This is a genomic window from Salmonella sp. SAL00672 (assembly GCF_046552175.1).
Lineage (GTDB): Bacteria > Pseudomonadota > Gammaproteobacteria > Enterobacterales > Enterobacteriaceae > Salmonella > Salmonella enterica.
This window is the reverse complement of the sequence record NZ_JBGDUQ010000004.1, coordinates 308622-324050: the sequence shown is the minus strand read 5'-3', so window position 1 is coordinate 324050 and position 15429 is coordinate 308622. Positions and strand designations below refer to the sequence as shown.

General features: G+C 54.0%; 12 protein-coding genes. 4 read left to right on the top strand and 8 right to left on the bottom strand.

Annotated features, from left to right (window positions below):
• Positions 1 to 1215, bottom strand: a complete 1215-nt coding sequence (gene rtcB / locus ACLJTG_RS14040) for an RNA-splicing ligase RtcB (RefSeq protein ID WP_139761598.1) — start codon at positions 1213 to 1215, stop codon at positions 1 to 3.
• Between the two features lie 346 nt (positions 1216 to 1561).
• Positions 1562 to 3115 carry a vWA domain-containing protein gene (locus tag ACLJTG_RS14035; protein ID WP_079951241.1) on the bottom strand — a complete coding sequence of 518 codons (1554 nt, stop codon included), beginning with the start codon at positions 3113 to 3115 and terminating at the stop codon, positions 1562 to 1564.
• Positions 3116 to 3304: 189 nt separating this feature from the next.
• On the opposite strand from ACLJTG_RS14035, the gene rtcR reads away from it, so the two are divergent.
• Entirely contained in the window at positions 3305 to 4888 is a 1584-nt protein-coding gene (gene rtcR, locus ACLJTG_RS14030) for an RNA repair transcriptional activator RtcR (RefSeq protein ID WP_001659351.1), read from the top strand.
• Here rtcR and ACLJTG_RS14025 read toward each other — a convergent pair.
• From ACLJTG_RS14025 to glpE, 3 genes are all read right to left on the bottom strand, one after another.
• Positions 4885 to 5643: a DeoR/GlpR family transcriptional regulator gene (locus ACLJTG_RS14025; protein ID WP_000815085.1), complete on the bottom strand. Its 759-nt coding sequence runs from the start codon at positions 5641 to 5643 to the stop codon at positions 4885 to 4887. The genes rtcR and ACLJTG_RS14025 overlap by 4 nt on opposite strands.
• Positions 5644 to 5736: 93 nt before the next feature.
• The gene (gene glpG / locus ACLJTG_RS14020) at positions 5737 to 6567 is read right to left on the bottom strand and encodes a rhomboid family intramembrane serine protease GlpG (RefSeq protein WP_198898237.1); all 831 of its coding nucleotides are present in this window, start codon (positions 6565 to 6567) and stop codon (positions 5737 to 5739) included.
• Between the two features lie 75 nt (positions 6568 to 6642).
• A complete protein-coding gene (glpE, locus tag ACLJTG_RS14015; protein WP_000434524.1) occupies positions 6643 to 6969 on the bottom strand; it encodes a thiosulfate sulfurtransferase GlpE in 327 nt (108 codons plus the stop codon).
• Between the two features lie 198 nt (positions 6970 to 7167).
• Here glpE and glpD point away from each other — a divergent pair, with 198 nt between their 5' ends.
• Positions 7168 to 8676: a glycerol-3-phosphate dehydrogenase gene (gene glpD, locus ACLJTG_RS14010; protein WP_000448178.1), complete on the top strand. Its 1509-nt coding sequence runs from the start codon at positions 7168 to 7170 to the stop codon at positions 8674 to 8676.
• Positions 8677 to 8722: 46 nt separating this feature from the next.
• Here the strand turns inward: glpD and ACLJTG_RS14005 are convergent, their stop codons facing one another.
• The 3 genes from ACLJTG_RS14005 to ACLJTG_RS13995 all read right to left on the bottom strand — a co-directional run bounded on the left by ACLJTG_RS14005 (position 8723) and on the right by ACLJTG_RS13995 (position 12041).
• A complete protein-coding gene (locus ACLJTG_RS14005; protein ID WP_001620635.1) occupies positions 8723 to 9268 on the bottom strand; it encodes a Putative inner membrane protein in 546 nt (181 codons plus the stop codon).
• Positions 9269 to 9277: 9 nt separating this feature from the next.
• The gene (locus tag ACLJTG_RS14000) at positions 9278 to 10774 is read right to left on the bottom strand and encodes a PstS family phosphate ABC transporter substrate-binding protein (RefSeq protein WP_017441605.1); all 1497 of its coding nucleotides are present in this window, start codon (positions 10772 to 10774) and stop codon (positions 9278 to 9280) included.
• Positions 10775 to 10931: 157 nt separating this feature from the next.
• A complete protein-coding gene (locus tag ACLJTG_RS13995) occupies positions 10932 to 12041 on the bottom strand; it encodes a glycerol dehydrogenase (protein ID WP_000258839.1) in 1110 nt (369 codons plus the stop codon).
• Between the two features lie 337 nt (positions 12042 to 12378).
• On the opposite strand from ACLJTG_RS13995, the gene ACLJTG_RS13990 reads away from it, so the two are divergent.
• Positions 12379 to 13713: an MFS transporter gene (locus ACLJTG_RS13990; RefSeq protein WP_079951240.1), complete on the top strand. Its 1335-nt coding sequence runs from the start codon at positions 12379 to 12381 to the stop codon at positions 13711 to 13713.
• On the top strand, positions 13710 to 15425 hold the full coding sequence (gene ilvD, locus ACLJTG_RS13985; protein ID WP_000078497.1) for a dihydroxy-acid dehydratase: 1716 nt from the start codon (positions 13710 to 13712) through the stop codon (positions 15423 to 15425). The genes ACLJTG_RS13990 and ilvD overlap by 4 nt, the downstream gene beginning before the upstream one ends.
• Positions 15426 to 15429: the final 4 nt, after the last annotated feature.

Sequence of the window (15429 nt, the reverse complement as noted above, 5' to 3'; positions counted from 1 at the left end):
CTATCCTTTAACGCACACCACCTGCCGCAGGGTGTACATGATTTCCACCAGGTCAGACTGCGCCGCCATCACCGCATCAATGTCTTTATACGCCATTGGGATCTCGTCGATCACGTCCGCATCTTTACGGCATTCGACATGCGCGGTGGCGCGAATCTGATCGTCAACGCTAAACAGTTTCTTCGCTTTCGTTCGGCTCATCACACGTCCGGCGCCGTGGCTGCACGAACAGAACGACTCTTCGTTACCCAGCCCGCGCACGATAAAGCTTTTCGCCCCCATCGAACCGGGAATGATACCGAACTCACCGCGCCACGCCGAAACCGCCCCTTTACGCGTCACATAGATCTCTTCGCCAAAGTGCTGCTCTTTTTGCACATAGTTATGGTGGCAGTTGATCTCGTCCATATCGAGGGCGATCGGTTTTTCCACGCAGCGCTGGAGCGCCGCCAGCGCGTTTTCCATCATCGCCTCGCGGTTCAGGCTGGCGAATTGCTGCGCCCAGTGTACCGCTTTCAGATAATCATCAAAATATTCGCTTCCTTCATTAAAATACGCCAGATCGCGGGACGGCAGCGTTTCTAACTGCTCCTGCATTTCTTGCTGCGCCAGGCCGATAAAATAGGTGCCGATGGCGTTACCGATCCCGCGCGAACCGGAGTGCAGCATGATCCATACCCGATCGGTTTCATCCAGACAGATCTCAATAAAGTGGTTACCGGTTCCCAACGTTCCCAGGTGCTTATAGCTATTGGTATTCAAAAAGCGCGGATATTTTTGCGTTAACCACTGATATCCCGCTTCCAGCTGCGCCCATTTTTCATCAACGTTGGCGGGCGGGTTTCCCCATGCGCCCACATCGCGACGCCCGCGTCCGGTGGTACGCCCGTGAGGCACAGCGGCCTCTATGGCGCTACGCAGCTCCGCCAGATTTTCCGGCAGATCGGCCGCCGTTAAGCTGGTACGCAGCGCGTTCATTCCACAACCGATATCCACGCCCACCGCCGCCGGAATAATCGCCCCTTTCGTCGGGATCACGCTACCGATGGTCGATCCTTTCCCCAAATGCACATCCGGCATAACGGCAATATGTTTGAAAATAAACGGCATTTTCGCCGTATTAATCAGTTGCTGACGGGCATCGTCTTCTACCGGTACGCCTTTGGTCCACATTTTTACCGGTGCATTCTGGGTGGTCATCAATTCGTAATTCATCATTTTTTCTCATTTTAATCATTAGGGTGGCGACAAGTTTATGTGAATACACCGCTCTACCATTGAGCTACAGAGCCGGGCTCTGACGGGTCTCGAACCCGCAACAAATGTAGATCCACAGGCATTCGCCAAAATAGGGTGGCACGACAAGTTAAGGTGAATCACCCGCTCTACCGTTGAGCTACAGGGCTAAGCCCCGGCAGGGTTCGAACCTGCGTCTGGCCATACAAGGTGTAGATCCACCAGCATTCGTGCCTTCAGCGTTGCACGACAAATTCATAGCCGGGATGATACGCATCGGGAAAGATGTAATCCCGGCCAGCATTCGCGCCGCGCTGAATACTCTTTACAGCGTCACGGCTTCAATCTCTTCCAGCCAGTGCGCGCTGCCATAGCGACCGTTAACAAAGTTATCTATCACCGTAAACACCTCGTCGCTGAAGCCGCCGACGTTCAAAATATCGCTTCGTTCCGCCGCCTGGGTGGTACCGTAAGGCAGCAGATCGATACACACCAGGCGCGCCTGCGGGTTGCGCTTTTTCAGTTCGATCCAGCATTCCATGGTGGCCGTTGAGCCATGGCGAGACTTATCAACCCACGATTCGTTATCCGACACCATAATCACCAGATCCACCCGCGCCCGCTCGTTCAACAACCTACGCAGCGGCGCGGAGCAGTTGGTGCCGCCGCCGCCAACCGCCGCCAGCTTTTGCGCGTTGTGCATAACCGACTGGCGCGCATCAAGCTGCACGTCGACCACATCGCATTCAAACGGCAGCACGCGGGCCTGCGGATGATTACGCAGCACGGCGGCGGCGATCAGCCCGGCAACGTCCACGCAGCGGATCTTACTGGTCGCCCCCTTGCGATAGCCGGTTATCGACGACTTCATCGACCCCGACACGTCCGGGCAGACCACCACATTGCCGTGAAACGGCGGAATGTTCTCCAGCGCGTACTCCATCGCCTGCACTAAAGCCTCGCGAATAACCTGCGGCACGCTGCTTTGCAGATTGCTCCACGCCGACAGCAACTGATAAGGATAGACCCAGGACTGGCGCACCTGCGCCCTGTCCGCCAGCCGCTGCGCCACGCTGGCGGCAAGCGTTGCATTCTCAAACACGTCATGACGCGCCAGCGTATTCAAATTCATGCGCAGCGTTTGCCAACTCATCCGCTGCGCCAGTTGCGCCCATTGTTCGCGGCTCAGCGGCGCGTTGGTCAGCAGTAAAAACGGCACATCGGGTAAGGCCGCGCCCATGTTGCCTTCACGAAACGCCAGCAGCGCGCGCGTTTTTTCCGGCAGCTGCGCCTTATCGCACGGCTTACCAATCAGCCAGGCGAAGAAGGCTTCCTGCCATGCCGCCTGCGGCCGTGGGTGCACCATTTTGACGATATCCGCCAGCGACGGCGCATTGCCCACCGATGCCTGCAATAAACGCTCTTCGCTGGCGTTCTGCAACCAACGCTGCACCAGCTTCTTTGGCCGCGTCCCCAGCGAGCGCCGTCCGGTCACGCCGCTGCGTAACATTTGCACAAAGTTACGCAGCATCCGGCCATTGTTGATCGCTCGCGCAAATACTACCGGCAGCAGCGCCGAACCACGCGCCGCCAGAATGGCGGTCAACAGCGCGGGCATATCCTTCATCATCCCGCGTTCGCGGCCATAAATCGCCAGTTGCGCTAAAAACAGATCGTCGAGATCTTTCGCCGTCGCCAGAACATCATTTAGCTGCGCCTGGCCGCTGGCATAAAAAGTCTCGTTCATGCAGCCGGTCATCACCATTTGCGCCAGTTTATGGCGCGGGGTGAAGGCAAAGGCCGCTGCGCCTTGCTGATTGCTGGCGTTGGCCAGCGGCGCGTCCCTTAACAGCGAACGGAACAAAAGTGGATTAGCCATTTGTTTTTCCCATTTCCGTTATTCTCCATGCCAGAGTTATTGCAACCAGCGTGCCAGAAAATAAATTATTTTATAATTTATTGATTTTTAAAAAATTTATTTCTTTGGTATTCAGATGAAAGAAAAATGCCTGCACGGCAGCCATTAAAAAGCGATAAAATTATCTCGTCTTTTAGAAGGAAATCTAAGATGCGAAAAACGGTGGCCTTTGGTTTTGTCGGCACGGTGCTCGACTATGCAGGACGCGGCAGTCAGCGTTGGGAAAAATGGCGCCCTACTTTGTGTCTGTGCCAGCAGGAGACGCTGGTCGTTCACCGCCTGGAACTGCTGTACGATGCCCGCTCTCGCTCGCTGTTTGAAGGATTAAAGAAGGATATCGCCAGCGTCTCGCCGGAAACGGACGTCGTCGGCGTAGAAATCGCGATCCGCAACCCGTGGGACTTCGAAGAGGTTTACGCCTGCCTGCACGATTTCGCCCGCAGCCATACTTTTCATCCCGAAGATGAAGACTATCTGATTCACATCACCACCGGCACCCACGTCGCGCAGATCTGCTGGTTCCTGCTGGCGGAGGCGCGCTATCTTCCGGCGCGATTAGCGCAGACCTCGCCGCCGCGCAAAAAAGATAAACCGCATAGCACGGGCGACGTGACGATTATTGACCTCGACCTCAGCCGCTACAATGACATCGCCACCCGCTTCGCCCAGGAGCGGGAGGAGACGCTCAACTTCCTGAAGTCCGGCATTGCAACCCGCAACCCGTGTTTCAACCGGATGATTGAGCAAATTGAGCGCGTCGCGATACGCTCCCGTTCGCCAATCCTGCTCAATGGCCCGACCGGCGCGGGCAAGTCGTTTCTCGCCCGTCGCATCTATGAACTAAAACTGGCCCGCCACCAGTTCAGCGGCCCGTTTGTCGAAGTGAACTGCGCCACCCTGCGCGGCGACACGGCGATGTCGGCGCTGTTCGGCCACGTTAAGGGGGCGTTTACCGGCGCGAGAGAGGAGCGTGCAGGGCTGCTGCGCAGCGCCGACGGCGGCATGTTGTTTCTTGACGAAGTGGGAGAACTGGGCGCGGATGAACAGGCCATGTTGCTGAAAGCCATTGAAGAAAAACGCTTTTACCCTTTCGGCAGCGACCAGCAGGTCAGCAGCGATTTCCAGTTGATTGCCGGCACGGTGCGCGACCTGCGCCAGCGGGTGGCGGAGGGGACATTCCGCGAAGACCTGTACGCGCGTATTAATCTCTGGACCTTCGAACTACCGGGCCTGCGTCAGCGCCAGGAAGATATTGAGCCAAACCTTGACTACGAACTGGAACGCCACGCGGCGCTAACCGGCGACAGCGTGCGTTTTAATACCGAAGCGCGCCGCGCCTGGCTGAGCTTCGCCACCTCGCCGCAGGCCGCCTGGCGCGGTAACTTCCGCGAACTCTCCGCCAGCGTCACCCGCATGGCGACGCTGGCGGACAACGGGCGAATCACGGTCGAAACGGTAGACGATGAAATCGCGCGTTTGCGCTATAGCTGGAATGACCATCGCCCCTCCGCGCTCGACGGACTGCCGGGCATTGACGCAACGGCGCTGGATCTGTTTGACCGTATGCAACTGGAAAACGTCGTTGCGGTCTGCCGCCAGGCGAAAACCCTTTCCGACGCCGGGCGGCAGCTATTCAACGTTTCCCGTCAGGGGAAAGCCACGGTGAATGACGCTGACCGGCTGCGTAAGTACCTGGCGCGTTTTGGGCTGACGTGGGACGTTTTACAGAATTAACACAGCTCCAGTTGAATATGGTTCTCCGTCAACACCTGCATCACGCCCGGCGGCGGCAGGGTATCGGTGTAGACCGCATCGACCATACTAATGCTGCCCATGTTTACCATCGCGTTACGGCCAAATTTAGAGTGATCCACCACCAGCATCACGTGGCGCGAATTTTCGATAATCGCGCGCTTGGTGCGTACCTCATGGTAGTCAAATTCCAGCAATGAGCCGTCGCTATCAATACCGCTAATACCGAGAATGCCGAAATCGAGACGGAACTGGGCGATAAAGTCCTGCGTCGCTTCGCCAATAATGCCGCCGTCGCGGCTGCGGAGTTCGCCGCCGGCGAGGATAATACGAAAATCCTCTTTCGCCATTAGCGTGTTCGCTACGTTCAAATTGTTGGTCACGATCCGCAAATTACTGTGCCCTAACAGGGCGTGCGCTACGGCTTCCGGCGTCGTGCCGATATCAATAAACAGCGTTGAACCATTGGGGATCTGGGCCGCGACTTTGCGAGCGATGCGCTCTTTTTCTTCCGTTTGCGTCGCCTTACGATCGTGCCACGGCGTGTTCACCGAGCTGGAGGGCAACGCCGCGCCGCCGTGGTGGCGCAAAATCATATTCTGTTCCGCCAGATCGTTAAGATCCCGACGAATGGTTTGCGGGCTGACAGAAAAATGCTCCACCAGCTCTTCCGTACTGACGTACCCCTGTTTTTTCACCAGTTCAATGATCGCGTCATGCCGTTGTGTTTGTTTCATGAATAATCTCTGAAAGTAACCAACCTTGCGCCGGATAGCGGCATTCGCCCTACCCGGCCTGGAAAAATATCTCGACCACAGGCCGGATACGCCTCACGTTCGTTTTCGCGCATTCAGCGTATCAACAAAGGCCATCGCTAAACCGACGATAAGCCCGGCGATGTGCGCGCCGTTCGCCATAGACATGCCAAACCAGTCAAACCAACCAGCGACTATCCACAATAATGCAAAAATAATTAAGCCGCGCTGGAGGTAAATTCCGCTTTGCGGATCGCGCTCTCCGCGCAGCCACACGTACCCCATCAGCGCATAGACGACGCCAGACAGTCCGCCAAACCACGGGCCGCTAAATTTCTGCTGTACATAGCCGCTTAGCAGCGCGCTTATCACCGTAATGACGATTAATTTACCGCTGCCCAGGCGCTTCTCTACCGCCCCGCCGAGATACCACCACCACAGCAGGTTAAAAAGAATATGCATCAATGAGAAGTGCATAAAGATATGGGTGAAGTAGCGCCAGACTTCAAATTTTAAAACCGGATCGAACGGCCACGCCAGCCACACCATCACCGTCTGATCGCCGATGAGACTCATCGCGATATAGACCACCACGCAGGCGAGCATCACGATCCAGGTAACAGGGCCGGCTCGTTCACGCAGCGTGGCGAGAAAGGGAAAACGGCGGTAGCGTAGCCCGCTGTTAGTCTGTCCGGACTGCCAGCTAGCCGCCAGATAACTCGGATCGCCGGGATTTTCTATAAACCGCGCCAGCTCGACCCGCACACGTTCGGCCTGCGATTCATCTGCCAACCAGATATCGCTTTGATTATGTTGCTGAATAGTAAGAATGACGCCCTGGGTGGCCATGTAATCAACAAATGCCTGCGCCACGCGAGGATTCGCAAAGGAAGTAATCATCAACATTATTGCTGTCGCTTAGTCCATACAAAAGAAGACAGTATATATACCCTTCTCGTCGGAGGCTGCATCTTTATGGGATTACGCGCCATTCGCGACATTGGCAGGGAAACGGCGATGCCAGGCCTCAAACCCGCCGTCAATGCTGTAAACCGCATCATAGCCTTGCTGGAGCAGATACTGCGCGGCGCCTTTACTACTGTTGCCGTGATAGCACATTACCATCACGGCGGTATCGAAACCATGCTCACGCATAAACGCGCCCAGCGTATCGTTAGTCAAGTGAAACGCCTGCGGCGCATGACCCATGGCATAACTTTGCGGATCGCGAATATCGACCAGCACCGCCGCGCCCTGGTGCAGTTTCTGATACGCCTCTTCTACAGTGATACATTCAAATTGTTCCATGAATCGCTCTTTCATTATTGCCGGTGAAGCCAATTAAGGCATTTTATCGCCCAGTGTACGTTGACGGAGTAGCTTAACGCCATAATGTTATACATATCACTCTAAAATGTTTTTTCGATGTTACCAATAGCGCGTTTCTTTGCTATTATGTTCGATAACGAACATTTTTGAACTTTAACGAAAGTGCAAGAGGGCAGCATGGAAACCAAAGATCTGATCGTGATAGGCGGGGGCATTAACGGTGCAGGCATCGCGGCTGATGCCGCCGGACGCGGTTTGTCCGTACTCATGCTGGAAGCGCAGGATTTGGCCTGCGCGACCTCTTCCGCCAGTTCGAAACTTATCCACGGCGGCTTACGCTACCTTGAACACTACGAGTTCCGTCTGGTCAGCGAAGCGCTGGCAGAACGTGAAGTGCTGTTGAAAATGGCGCCGCACATCGCCTTCCCGATGCGTTTTCGTCTGCCGCACCGCCCGCATTTACGTCCAGCCTGGATGATCCGTATCGGTCTGTTTATGTACGATCACCTCGGCAAACGTACCAGCTTACCCGGTTCCACCGGTGTGCGGTTTGGCGCAGATTCGGTGCTCAAACCTGAAATCGTGCGCGGATTCGAATATTCCGACTGCTGGGTAGACGATGCGCGTCTGGTGCTGGCTAACGCACAGATGGTGGTGCGTAAAGGCGGCGAAGTCCTTACCCGTACTCGCGCAACCGCCGCTCGTCGGGAAAATGGCCTGTGGATTGTCGAAGCGGAAGATATCGACACCGGTAAAAAATATGTCTGGCAGGCGCGCGGACTGGTTAACGCCACCGGACCGTGGGTCAAACAGTTCTTCGACGAAGGGATGCACCTGCCGTCGCCGTATGGCATCCGCCTGATCAAAGGCAGCCATATCGTCGTGCCACGCGTCCATAATCAGAAGCAGGCGTATATTCTGCAAAACGAAGATAAGCGTATCGTCTTTGTCATTCCGTGGATGGAAGAGTTTTCGATCATTGGCACGACCGATGTCGAATATAAAGGCGATCCGAAAGCGGTAAAAATTGAAGAGAGCGAAATTAATTACCTGTTGAAGGTTTATAACGCGCACTTCCAGAAACAACTGGGGCGCGATGACATCGTCTGGACGTACTCCGGCGTCCGTCCGCTGTGCGATGATGAGTCCGACTCACCGCAGGCGATCACTCGCGATTATACCCTTGATATTCATGATGAAAACGGCAAAGCGCCGCTGCTTTCCGTGTTTGGCGGTAAGCTCACGACCTACCGTAAGCTGGCCGAACATGCGATGGAAAAACTGGCGTCTTATTATCCAGGCATCGGCCCGGCATGGACCAAAACGTGCGTACTGCCCGGCGGCGACATCGACGGCAGCCGCGAAGATTACGCGGCGAAGCTGCGTCGTCGTTACCCATTCCTGACGGAATCGCTGGCGCGCCACTATTCGCGCACTTACGGCAGCAACACGGAGTGGATTCTCGGCGAAGCCACGTCACTGCTTGATTTAGGCGAAGATTTCGGTCATGAGTTTTACGAAGCAGAACTCAAGTACCTGGTGGATCACGAATGGGTGCGCCGTACTGAAGACGCTATCTGGCGTCGCACCAAAGAAGGCATGTGGCTGACCGCCGAACAGCAGTCCCGCATCACCCAGTGGCTGGCGGCGTATGTTGAGAAACACCAACTTTCACTGGCGTCGTAATAAAATCCGGGGCGGTTTATACCGCCCTTTTCGCCACATACCGCATTCACTCGCCGGGTTTTGTACAGTTGGGCATATGATTAGTGATACGGTAGCGATCGACACTTATTTGGGTAATAAAGAAGGGTTTTGCCCGCGCTTCGCTATTCCAGAGAGTTTTCCCCGTTTTACACCAGCTTTTATGAGTAAAGTTGGCATAATGAACCACGCTCTCCTCCCCCAGCACGCTTTCAAAATGCGCGCGTTTATCACCGTCGGCCACGCTAAAGTCAGCATAAAAAAGATTGCTGTCCAGGTTAAACGTCATTTCTATTTCACTGGCGGACGATGGAAAGAACACAGGTAGCCAGGTCCAGATACCGGACTGCTCGGGTATGGCGGCATAATCAGGAAAATAGCTTACCTGGCGATCATCGCAGGCGGTCAGCACAGCGATGATGATTAATGCTGCGCCACACCGGAGGACCTGATTAATCAGCTCAGCAACAATATCTTTATGCCACGAAGTGGATTCACGCCGTGCAATACGAATATCAGCGCCGCTGGCCGGGTCTACGCCTACCCGTTCCACATATAATTTAACATCTTCCATTTAGTCCCTTTATTTCGCGGCCGGATACAGCGGCACATATCCCACATCCTGCACCAACTGTTGTCCCTGCGGGCTTAGAAACCAGTCCACCAGCTTTTGTGTTTCCGCTGTGGGGTGTTCACGGGTGACCATATAAACATCAACCGTGTACGGGTAACTGCCGTTACGAATATTTTCAACCGTCGGCGCAACATCGTTTATCGCCAGTAATTTAATCTCTTTATTGCTGTGCATCTGCGTAGCGTAATAACGAAAGGTATAGCCAATGGCGTTGTGCGTATTGCGATACTCAGCCACGATATCCACCATTTCCCCCATCGCGGTTGCCACTGATGTTGTTTGCGCTGGCATCAGCTTTGTTTCTTTCATTACCTTCGCCAGCATCGCCGTTTGGCTGCCAGAGTTTTCCGGTCGCTGCCAGGGCTTAATGTCGATTGCCTCTCCGCCTACCTCATTCCAGTGGGTGATTCTTCCGCTAAAAATGCCGCGAATTTGTACATCACTCAACGATGACACGGGATTGTTTTGGTTGACGATAAACACAAACGCTTCACGTGCAAAGGGGGTGTAAACCAGTTTTACGCCACTGGCCTCGGCCAATTGCTTTTGAGCAGTGGAAGGCTGGGCGACAAAAATAAGATCGGCATTGCCGTTAAGGATATTTTGATAGGCTTCAATGGTTCCCTGGTTTTCAAGGTAGTCTTCAGGGCAGATATCATCCGGAAAGCGCGTAAGCGCATAAAAAGCCGAGGCGTATAACGGCAAGCCAGCCGTTGCGCCATCAAGCCGCGGCCAATTTTGAGTGAGCAAAAGTGTCGGTTCATCGCGCAGCCCGGTTAGCTTGTTGCCCCATGTGTGCGCCTGATAATCGCGGAAATAAAGATATTCACTGCTCTCGGGAGCGGGATACTTCACGGCATAAAGATGTGACTGGTATACGGCACAGCTCCCGAAAAACAGCAGGCAAATCACCAGCAGGTTACGACAAGTGTAGCCCGCACCGCCGCGTAGCACTCCCCAACGCGCACCGCCATACCCTAATGCAAAACAGAGCTGCGAGCCAACCGGGATGAGCAACACTGCCCATACCCAGCCATTGAAAAAGGATATTACGCTGGGTACTAACCAAAGCGTTTGCACTACCTGGGCGATGGGTTTACGCCCTATCGCGCGAATATTAAGATCGGTGAGAAACATCAGGATGACCCACCCCATCAGCACCACCAGAGCGGGCATAAGCAGGCAGCAATCACGCCATTCTGGATTTACCTCTGATGCATTTCCCTTTCCCCATATTCGGCCACAAAGAAAAATTAACCCTGCGCCCAGAAGCGCTACCGGGATAATGGTCGCCTTCTCAATAGATTGCGCGACGGGGATACTATTTTCAAGAACGCTAATGCACGCCCACATTCCCCCCACGATAATCGTAATAATGTTCACCAGCAGCGGCACGCCGATAAACGCCATTATGATTGACAAAAAAAGCCACTTAGCATTTTTCATTTTTCTATCCGCTAATCCCTGCGATAGCGGAAGTATAAACCCGGTAGTCCTGAGCACCCCCCATGCATTTTTCTGAAATCGCGACGTTAAAACATTCACGATAGCGGCAGACAGAAGTTGAAAGTTCCGGCTGCCGTTTTTTATTTACAGTCTCACATTAACCTGCAAGATCGATCTTTTTCCGCGCCTGCCCAACAGCATCGGCGGCCCGCAATGCCGCCTGAACGGCCTCCGGCGTAATGGTAAACGGCTCGTTGTGTATCGTTTCCCCAGTTTGACAAGACGCCCTGGCAACGGCCAGCAGTTCATCATCGCTAACGCCAGCCAGACCAATATCCGCCAGCGTGGTGGGCAAGCCTATATCTTCACAAAATTGATAAACCTCCTCGATAAGCTCAGGCGCTCTATCGGTGAGCATAAGCATTGCCAGCGTGCCAAACGCAACCTTTTCCCCATGCCAGTATTTGTGCGTGGCGGGCAGTACCGTCAGACCGTTATGAATGGCGTGCGCCGCCGCCAGCCCACCGCTTTCAAAACCGAGCCCGGATAATAGTGTATTCGCTTCGATAACATGTTCGAGCGCCGGAGTAACCTGATGTTGTTCACAGGCAAGCTTCGCCAGGCGCCCATAGCGCATTAAGGTGGTGTAGCAAAAGCGCGCCAGCTCAAATGCGGTCATCGGTCCTGGCCTGGTGGTCATATTGCCTGCCCCTTTGATGCGGCAATCTTCCGCTTCAAACCAGGTTGCCAGCGCATCGCCTATCCCGGAAACCAAAAAGCGTACCGGCGCAGCAGCAATAATACTGCTGTCCACCAGCACAAGCGTCGGGTTACGTGGAATCATCAGGTAGCGTTTGAATTTCCCTTCTGGCGTATAGATAACAACCAGTGAACTGCACGGCGCATCCGTTGAGGCCAGAGTAGGAACCACGGCAATAGGCAGCCGCAGGCTGGCGCCGGTTGCTTTTGCCGTATCCAGGGTTTTCCCGCCCCCCATACCAACAATCACATCGGCGCCAATTTCCTGCGCGCGTGCGGAGATGCGAGCAATTTCCTCATCACTGCACTCGCTACTGAACACTTCGATATCAAATTCAATCACCCCGTGCAGTGCTGTTGCAACTGTATCCCGGTAGGTGTTGTGAACAACAGGATCCTGCAAAATCAGCGCCTTATGACCGAGTGCGGCCAATTCCTGCGGGAGATGCGTTGTCAACGCTCCTTTACCCTGAACATATCGTGACGGAAAGATCGCGGTAGTAACCATTGTTTCTCCTTAAAAAGCATTAAAGTTCAATATACAGAACACAAATTCCACATAAAGAATTTAATGCTGTTTACTCTGAACGCACAATGACCAGGTGAGAGCATAATCTTATCCTGTGAGGCAGCGCACAATTTTGGCTATGTATTAGACCGATGAGCAGTTTCCATTGGGTTATCCGCTCTTTCTCACCTTATCTCCGTTCATTTTTGAAGCAAATCACAAAATATAACCTTCCTTAGAGTATGGAATTGACGCTGTATGAATACGTCGGCATAGTGTCAATATACAGAACAGTAGTTCCATATACAGAACACATTTTTGATACTAAAGGGATGCAATGATGAGCATTGAAATAGAGAAACCGACCACACGAGGGCGCTGGCTGCATATTATTCCAGCCACGATCCTCGTTTATATCGTGGCCTATATGGACAGGACTAATATCGCCATTGGGATCGCAGGCGGCATGGATGAAGATTTAGGCATGACGGCTTCTTTTGCCGGTCTGGTCGCCGGGATCTTCTTTATTGGTTATATCTTCCTGCAAATTCCCGGCGGTCAGATAGCCGAGCGGCTAAGCGCCAAAAAGTTAATTGCCTGGACAATCGTCGCCTGGGGGGGCTTTGCCCTGCTGACCGGTTTTGTTCAGACACCGACGCAGTTGTTGATTATCCGCTTTGTGCTCGGCGTGGCGGAAGGTGCTGTGTATCCCGCCATTCTGGCGCTGATTGGCCACTGGTTCCCAAATGAGGAGCGCGCCAGGGCTATCGCCTATTTTCAGATGAACCTGGCCGTCGCTTCTATTATTACCGGGCCGCTTTCCGGCTGGCTTATTGAAACCTACGGCTGGCGGGAGATGTTTATCATCGAAGGCTTGCTCTCTCTGGGACTGCTCTTTGTCTGGCTACCTTTGGTTTCCGATCACCCGCATCAGGCAAAGTGGCTGGATCCGAAAGAGCGCGCCTGGATCGAACAAAAATTGCTGGCCGATCGCGCGTTGAGTATTGGCGGAGAACAAAGCAGCATTCGCAGCGTATTAAAAAGCATCAACCTGTGGAAGCTTGTCGGTATCTATTTCTTCGTACAGGTCGGCTTCTATGGCTTCGCGCTATGGATGCCAAATCTGATTAAACACCTGACCGGCAGCGGCATGACCATCGTTGGGGTACTCACTGCGGCGCCTTACGTTCTGTGCATTATCGGTCAGTATTACATCGCCAAATGGTGTGATAAGACGATGAATCGCCGCCTTTACACGGCTATTCCTCTGCTGGGTTTCGCGGTCTGTCTCGCCCTCTCCTTATTACTGAAAGATAACGTCTGGCTCGCCTACGGCATGATGGTTATTTGCGGGTTCTTCCTGCAAGCCTATGCCGGTCCATTCTGGACGCTGCCGCCATTACTCTTCGCCCCCAACGTTCTGGGCGGCGTGCGCGGCACGATCAACGCCCTGGGCAACATCGGCGGCTTTATCGGTCCGTACCTCGTCGGGCTGTTAACGGTGACGTTCTCGCAAACAGCAGGAATGACCGTACTGGTTGCTGCCCTGCTTATCGCCGTTGGACTGCTTTTCAGCTTACCTTCTGTTACCGCTCATCCTGCAGGTAGCAGCAACACACCTAACACCTCGACGCCGGGTGCGTCACTTAAACAGGAAGGAATCGCCAAATGAGCCAAAAATGTCAACATGCTCGCGACCTGTGGTCGCAGCTCGACGCCCTGCGTCTTGGAATGAATTACAGCAAAGAAGATGTCAATAAACTGCAGGTCCTGGTGGATGATTGCTATGGCGAAAGTCATCCGGGCAGTTTCCATCTTAACCAACTGGGCGATGAAGCCGTGCTGGGTGTTCATGAAAGCGGCGGGCGCGCGGTCCGTCACCATGTGACGGATATCTGCGACGGCTGGGGTCAGGGCCACGATGGGATGAACTACATCCTGGCATCTCGCGAAGCCATTGCCAACATGGTCGAAATTCATGCCTCAGTGGTGCCTTATGATGCCGGTATTCTGATCTCAAGCTGCGATAAATCTATCCCGGCGCATCTGATTGCCGCCGCACGCCTGAACCTGCCGCTGCTGCATATTCCCGGCGGTTCTATGCGTCCGGCACCGAATATGAGTACTTCTGACCTCGGCGGGATCACTGCTAAGTTGAAGAAAGGCGAAATCGGCATTCAGCAAGTAGAAGCCATGCAGCAATGCGGTTGCCCCACCGCCGGAGCCTGCCAGTTTATGGGAACGGCCAGTACCATGCAGTGCATGTCAGAGGCCTTGGGGCTGGCCCTGCCAGGCAGCGCTTTGCTGCCATCGACCCTGGCGGAAATTCGCCGCGTTGCCAGAACCGCAGGCCACCAGGCGCTGTATCTGGCGGAGAAAAATATCACCACCCATAAGATCCTGACTCCTGCGGCGTTTGAAAATGCTATCAAAGTCCATGCTGCTATTGGTGGCAGCACCAATGCGATGATCCACCTTCCGGCCATCGCTCATGAACTTGGATGGGAGCTGAAGCCCGAACTGTTTGATCGGATCAATAACGAAATCCCTTATCTGACCAATATTCAGCCCAGCGGTGAATACGTTACCGAAATGATGTGGTTCGCTGGCGGCGTGCCAATGGTGCAATGGTATCTGCGCGATTATCTGGATCTTGATGTTCTTACCGTGACTGGCCGTACGCTCGGCGACAACCTGGAAATGCTCCATCAATCTGGCTTCTTTACCCGCAACCACGGTTACCTCAACAATTACAAAGTCAGTCCGGAGGAGGTGATCCGTAAACCAGAAAATGCCACCAAAAAAGGGTCGATTGCGGTACTGAAAGGCAACATCGCGCCTGAAGGAGCGGTCATTAAATACGCGGCCTGTGCGCCGGATATGCACCACCATACCGGTCCGGCTCGGGTCTTTAACTCCGAAGAAGACGCTCAGCAGGCCATCATCCATAACCATATCGAACCCGGCGACGTCATTTTCATTCGCTACGAAGGCGCAAAAGGCTCTGGCGCACCGGAAATGCTGATGACCACCGATGCCATCGTGTATGACAAACGCCTCGACGGAAAAGTCGCATTGATTACCGACGGTCGTTTCTCTGGAGCGACCAGCGGGCCATGTGTCGGACACGTCTCGCCAGAAGCCGCTGATGGCGGGCCGATTGCCCTGGTGGAAGATGGTGATTTAATCGAAATGGATGTGAAAGGCCGCAAGCTCAATATTGTAGGGATCGACGGGGTGCCTAAAACAGAAGAGGAAATACGCCGCTGTCTTGAAGAGCGTCGAGCAAGCTGGAAGAAACCTGATTATTCAAACCGTCGCGGCGTCTTTAAACAGTTCACCGCTAATGCAACATCATTAATGGCCGGAGCCTGGCTTAAATAATATC

What these genes read in the sequence shown, in the direction of transcription:
- rtcB (WP_139761598.1), bottom strand. Translation starts at nt 1,215, where the DNA reads ATGAATTACGAATTGATGACCACCCAGAATGCACCGGTAAAAATGTGG.
- ACLJTG_RS14035 (WP_079951241.1), bottom strand. Translation starts at nt 3,115, where the DNA reads ATGGCTAATCCACTTTTGTTCCGTTCGCTGTTAAGGGACGCGCCGCTG.
- rtcR (WP_001659351.1), top strand. Translation starts at nt 3,305, where the DNA reads ATGCGAAAAACGGTGGCCTTTGGTTTTGTCGGCACGGTGCTCGACTAT.
- ACLJTG_RS14025 (WP_000815085.1), bottom strand. Translation starts at nt 5,643, where the DNA reads ATGAAACAAACACAACGGCATGACGCGATCATTGAACTGGTGAAAAAA.
- glpG (WP_198898237.1), bottom strand. Translation starts at nt 6,567, where the DNA reads ATGTTGATGATTACTTCCTTTGCGAATCCTCGCGTGGCGCAGGCATTT.
- glpE (WP_000434524.1), bottom strand. Translation starts at nt 6,969, where the DNA reads ATGGAACAATTTGAATGTATCACTGTAGAAGAGGCGTATCAGAAACTG.
- glpD (WP_000448178.1), top strand. Translation starts at nt 7,168, where the DNA reads ATGGAAACCAAAGATCTGATCGTGATAGGCGGGGGCATTAACGGTGCA.
- ACLJTG_RS14005 (WP_001620635.1), bottom strand. Translation starts at nt 9,268, where the DNA reads ATGGAAGATGTTAAATTATATGTGGAACGGGTAGGCGTAGACCCGGCC.
- ACLJTG_RS14000 (WP_017441605.1), bottom strand. Translation starts at nt 10,774, where the DNA reads ATGAAAAATGCTAAGTGGCTTTTTTTGTCAATCATAATGGCGTTTATC.
- ACLJTG_RS13995 (WP_000258839.1), bottom strand. Translation starts at nt 12,041, where the DNA reads ATGGTTACTACCGCGATCTTTCCGTCACGATATGTTCAGGGTAAAGGA.
- ACLJTG_RS13990 (WP_079951240.1), top strand. Translation starts at nt 12,379, where the DNA reads ATGATGAGCATTGAAATAGAGAAACCGACCACACGAGGGCGCTGGCTG.
- ilvD (WP_000078497.1), top strand. Translation starts at nt 13,710, where the DNA reads ATGAGCCAAAAATGTCAACATGCTCGCGACCTGTGGTCGCAGCTCGAC.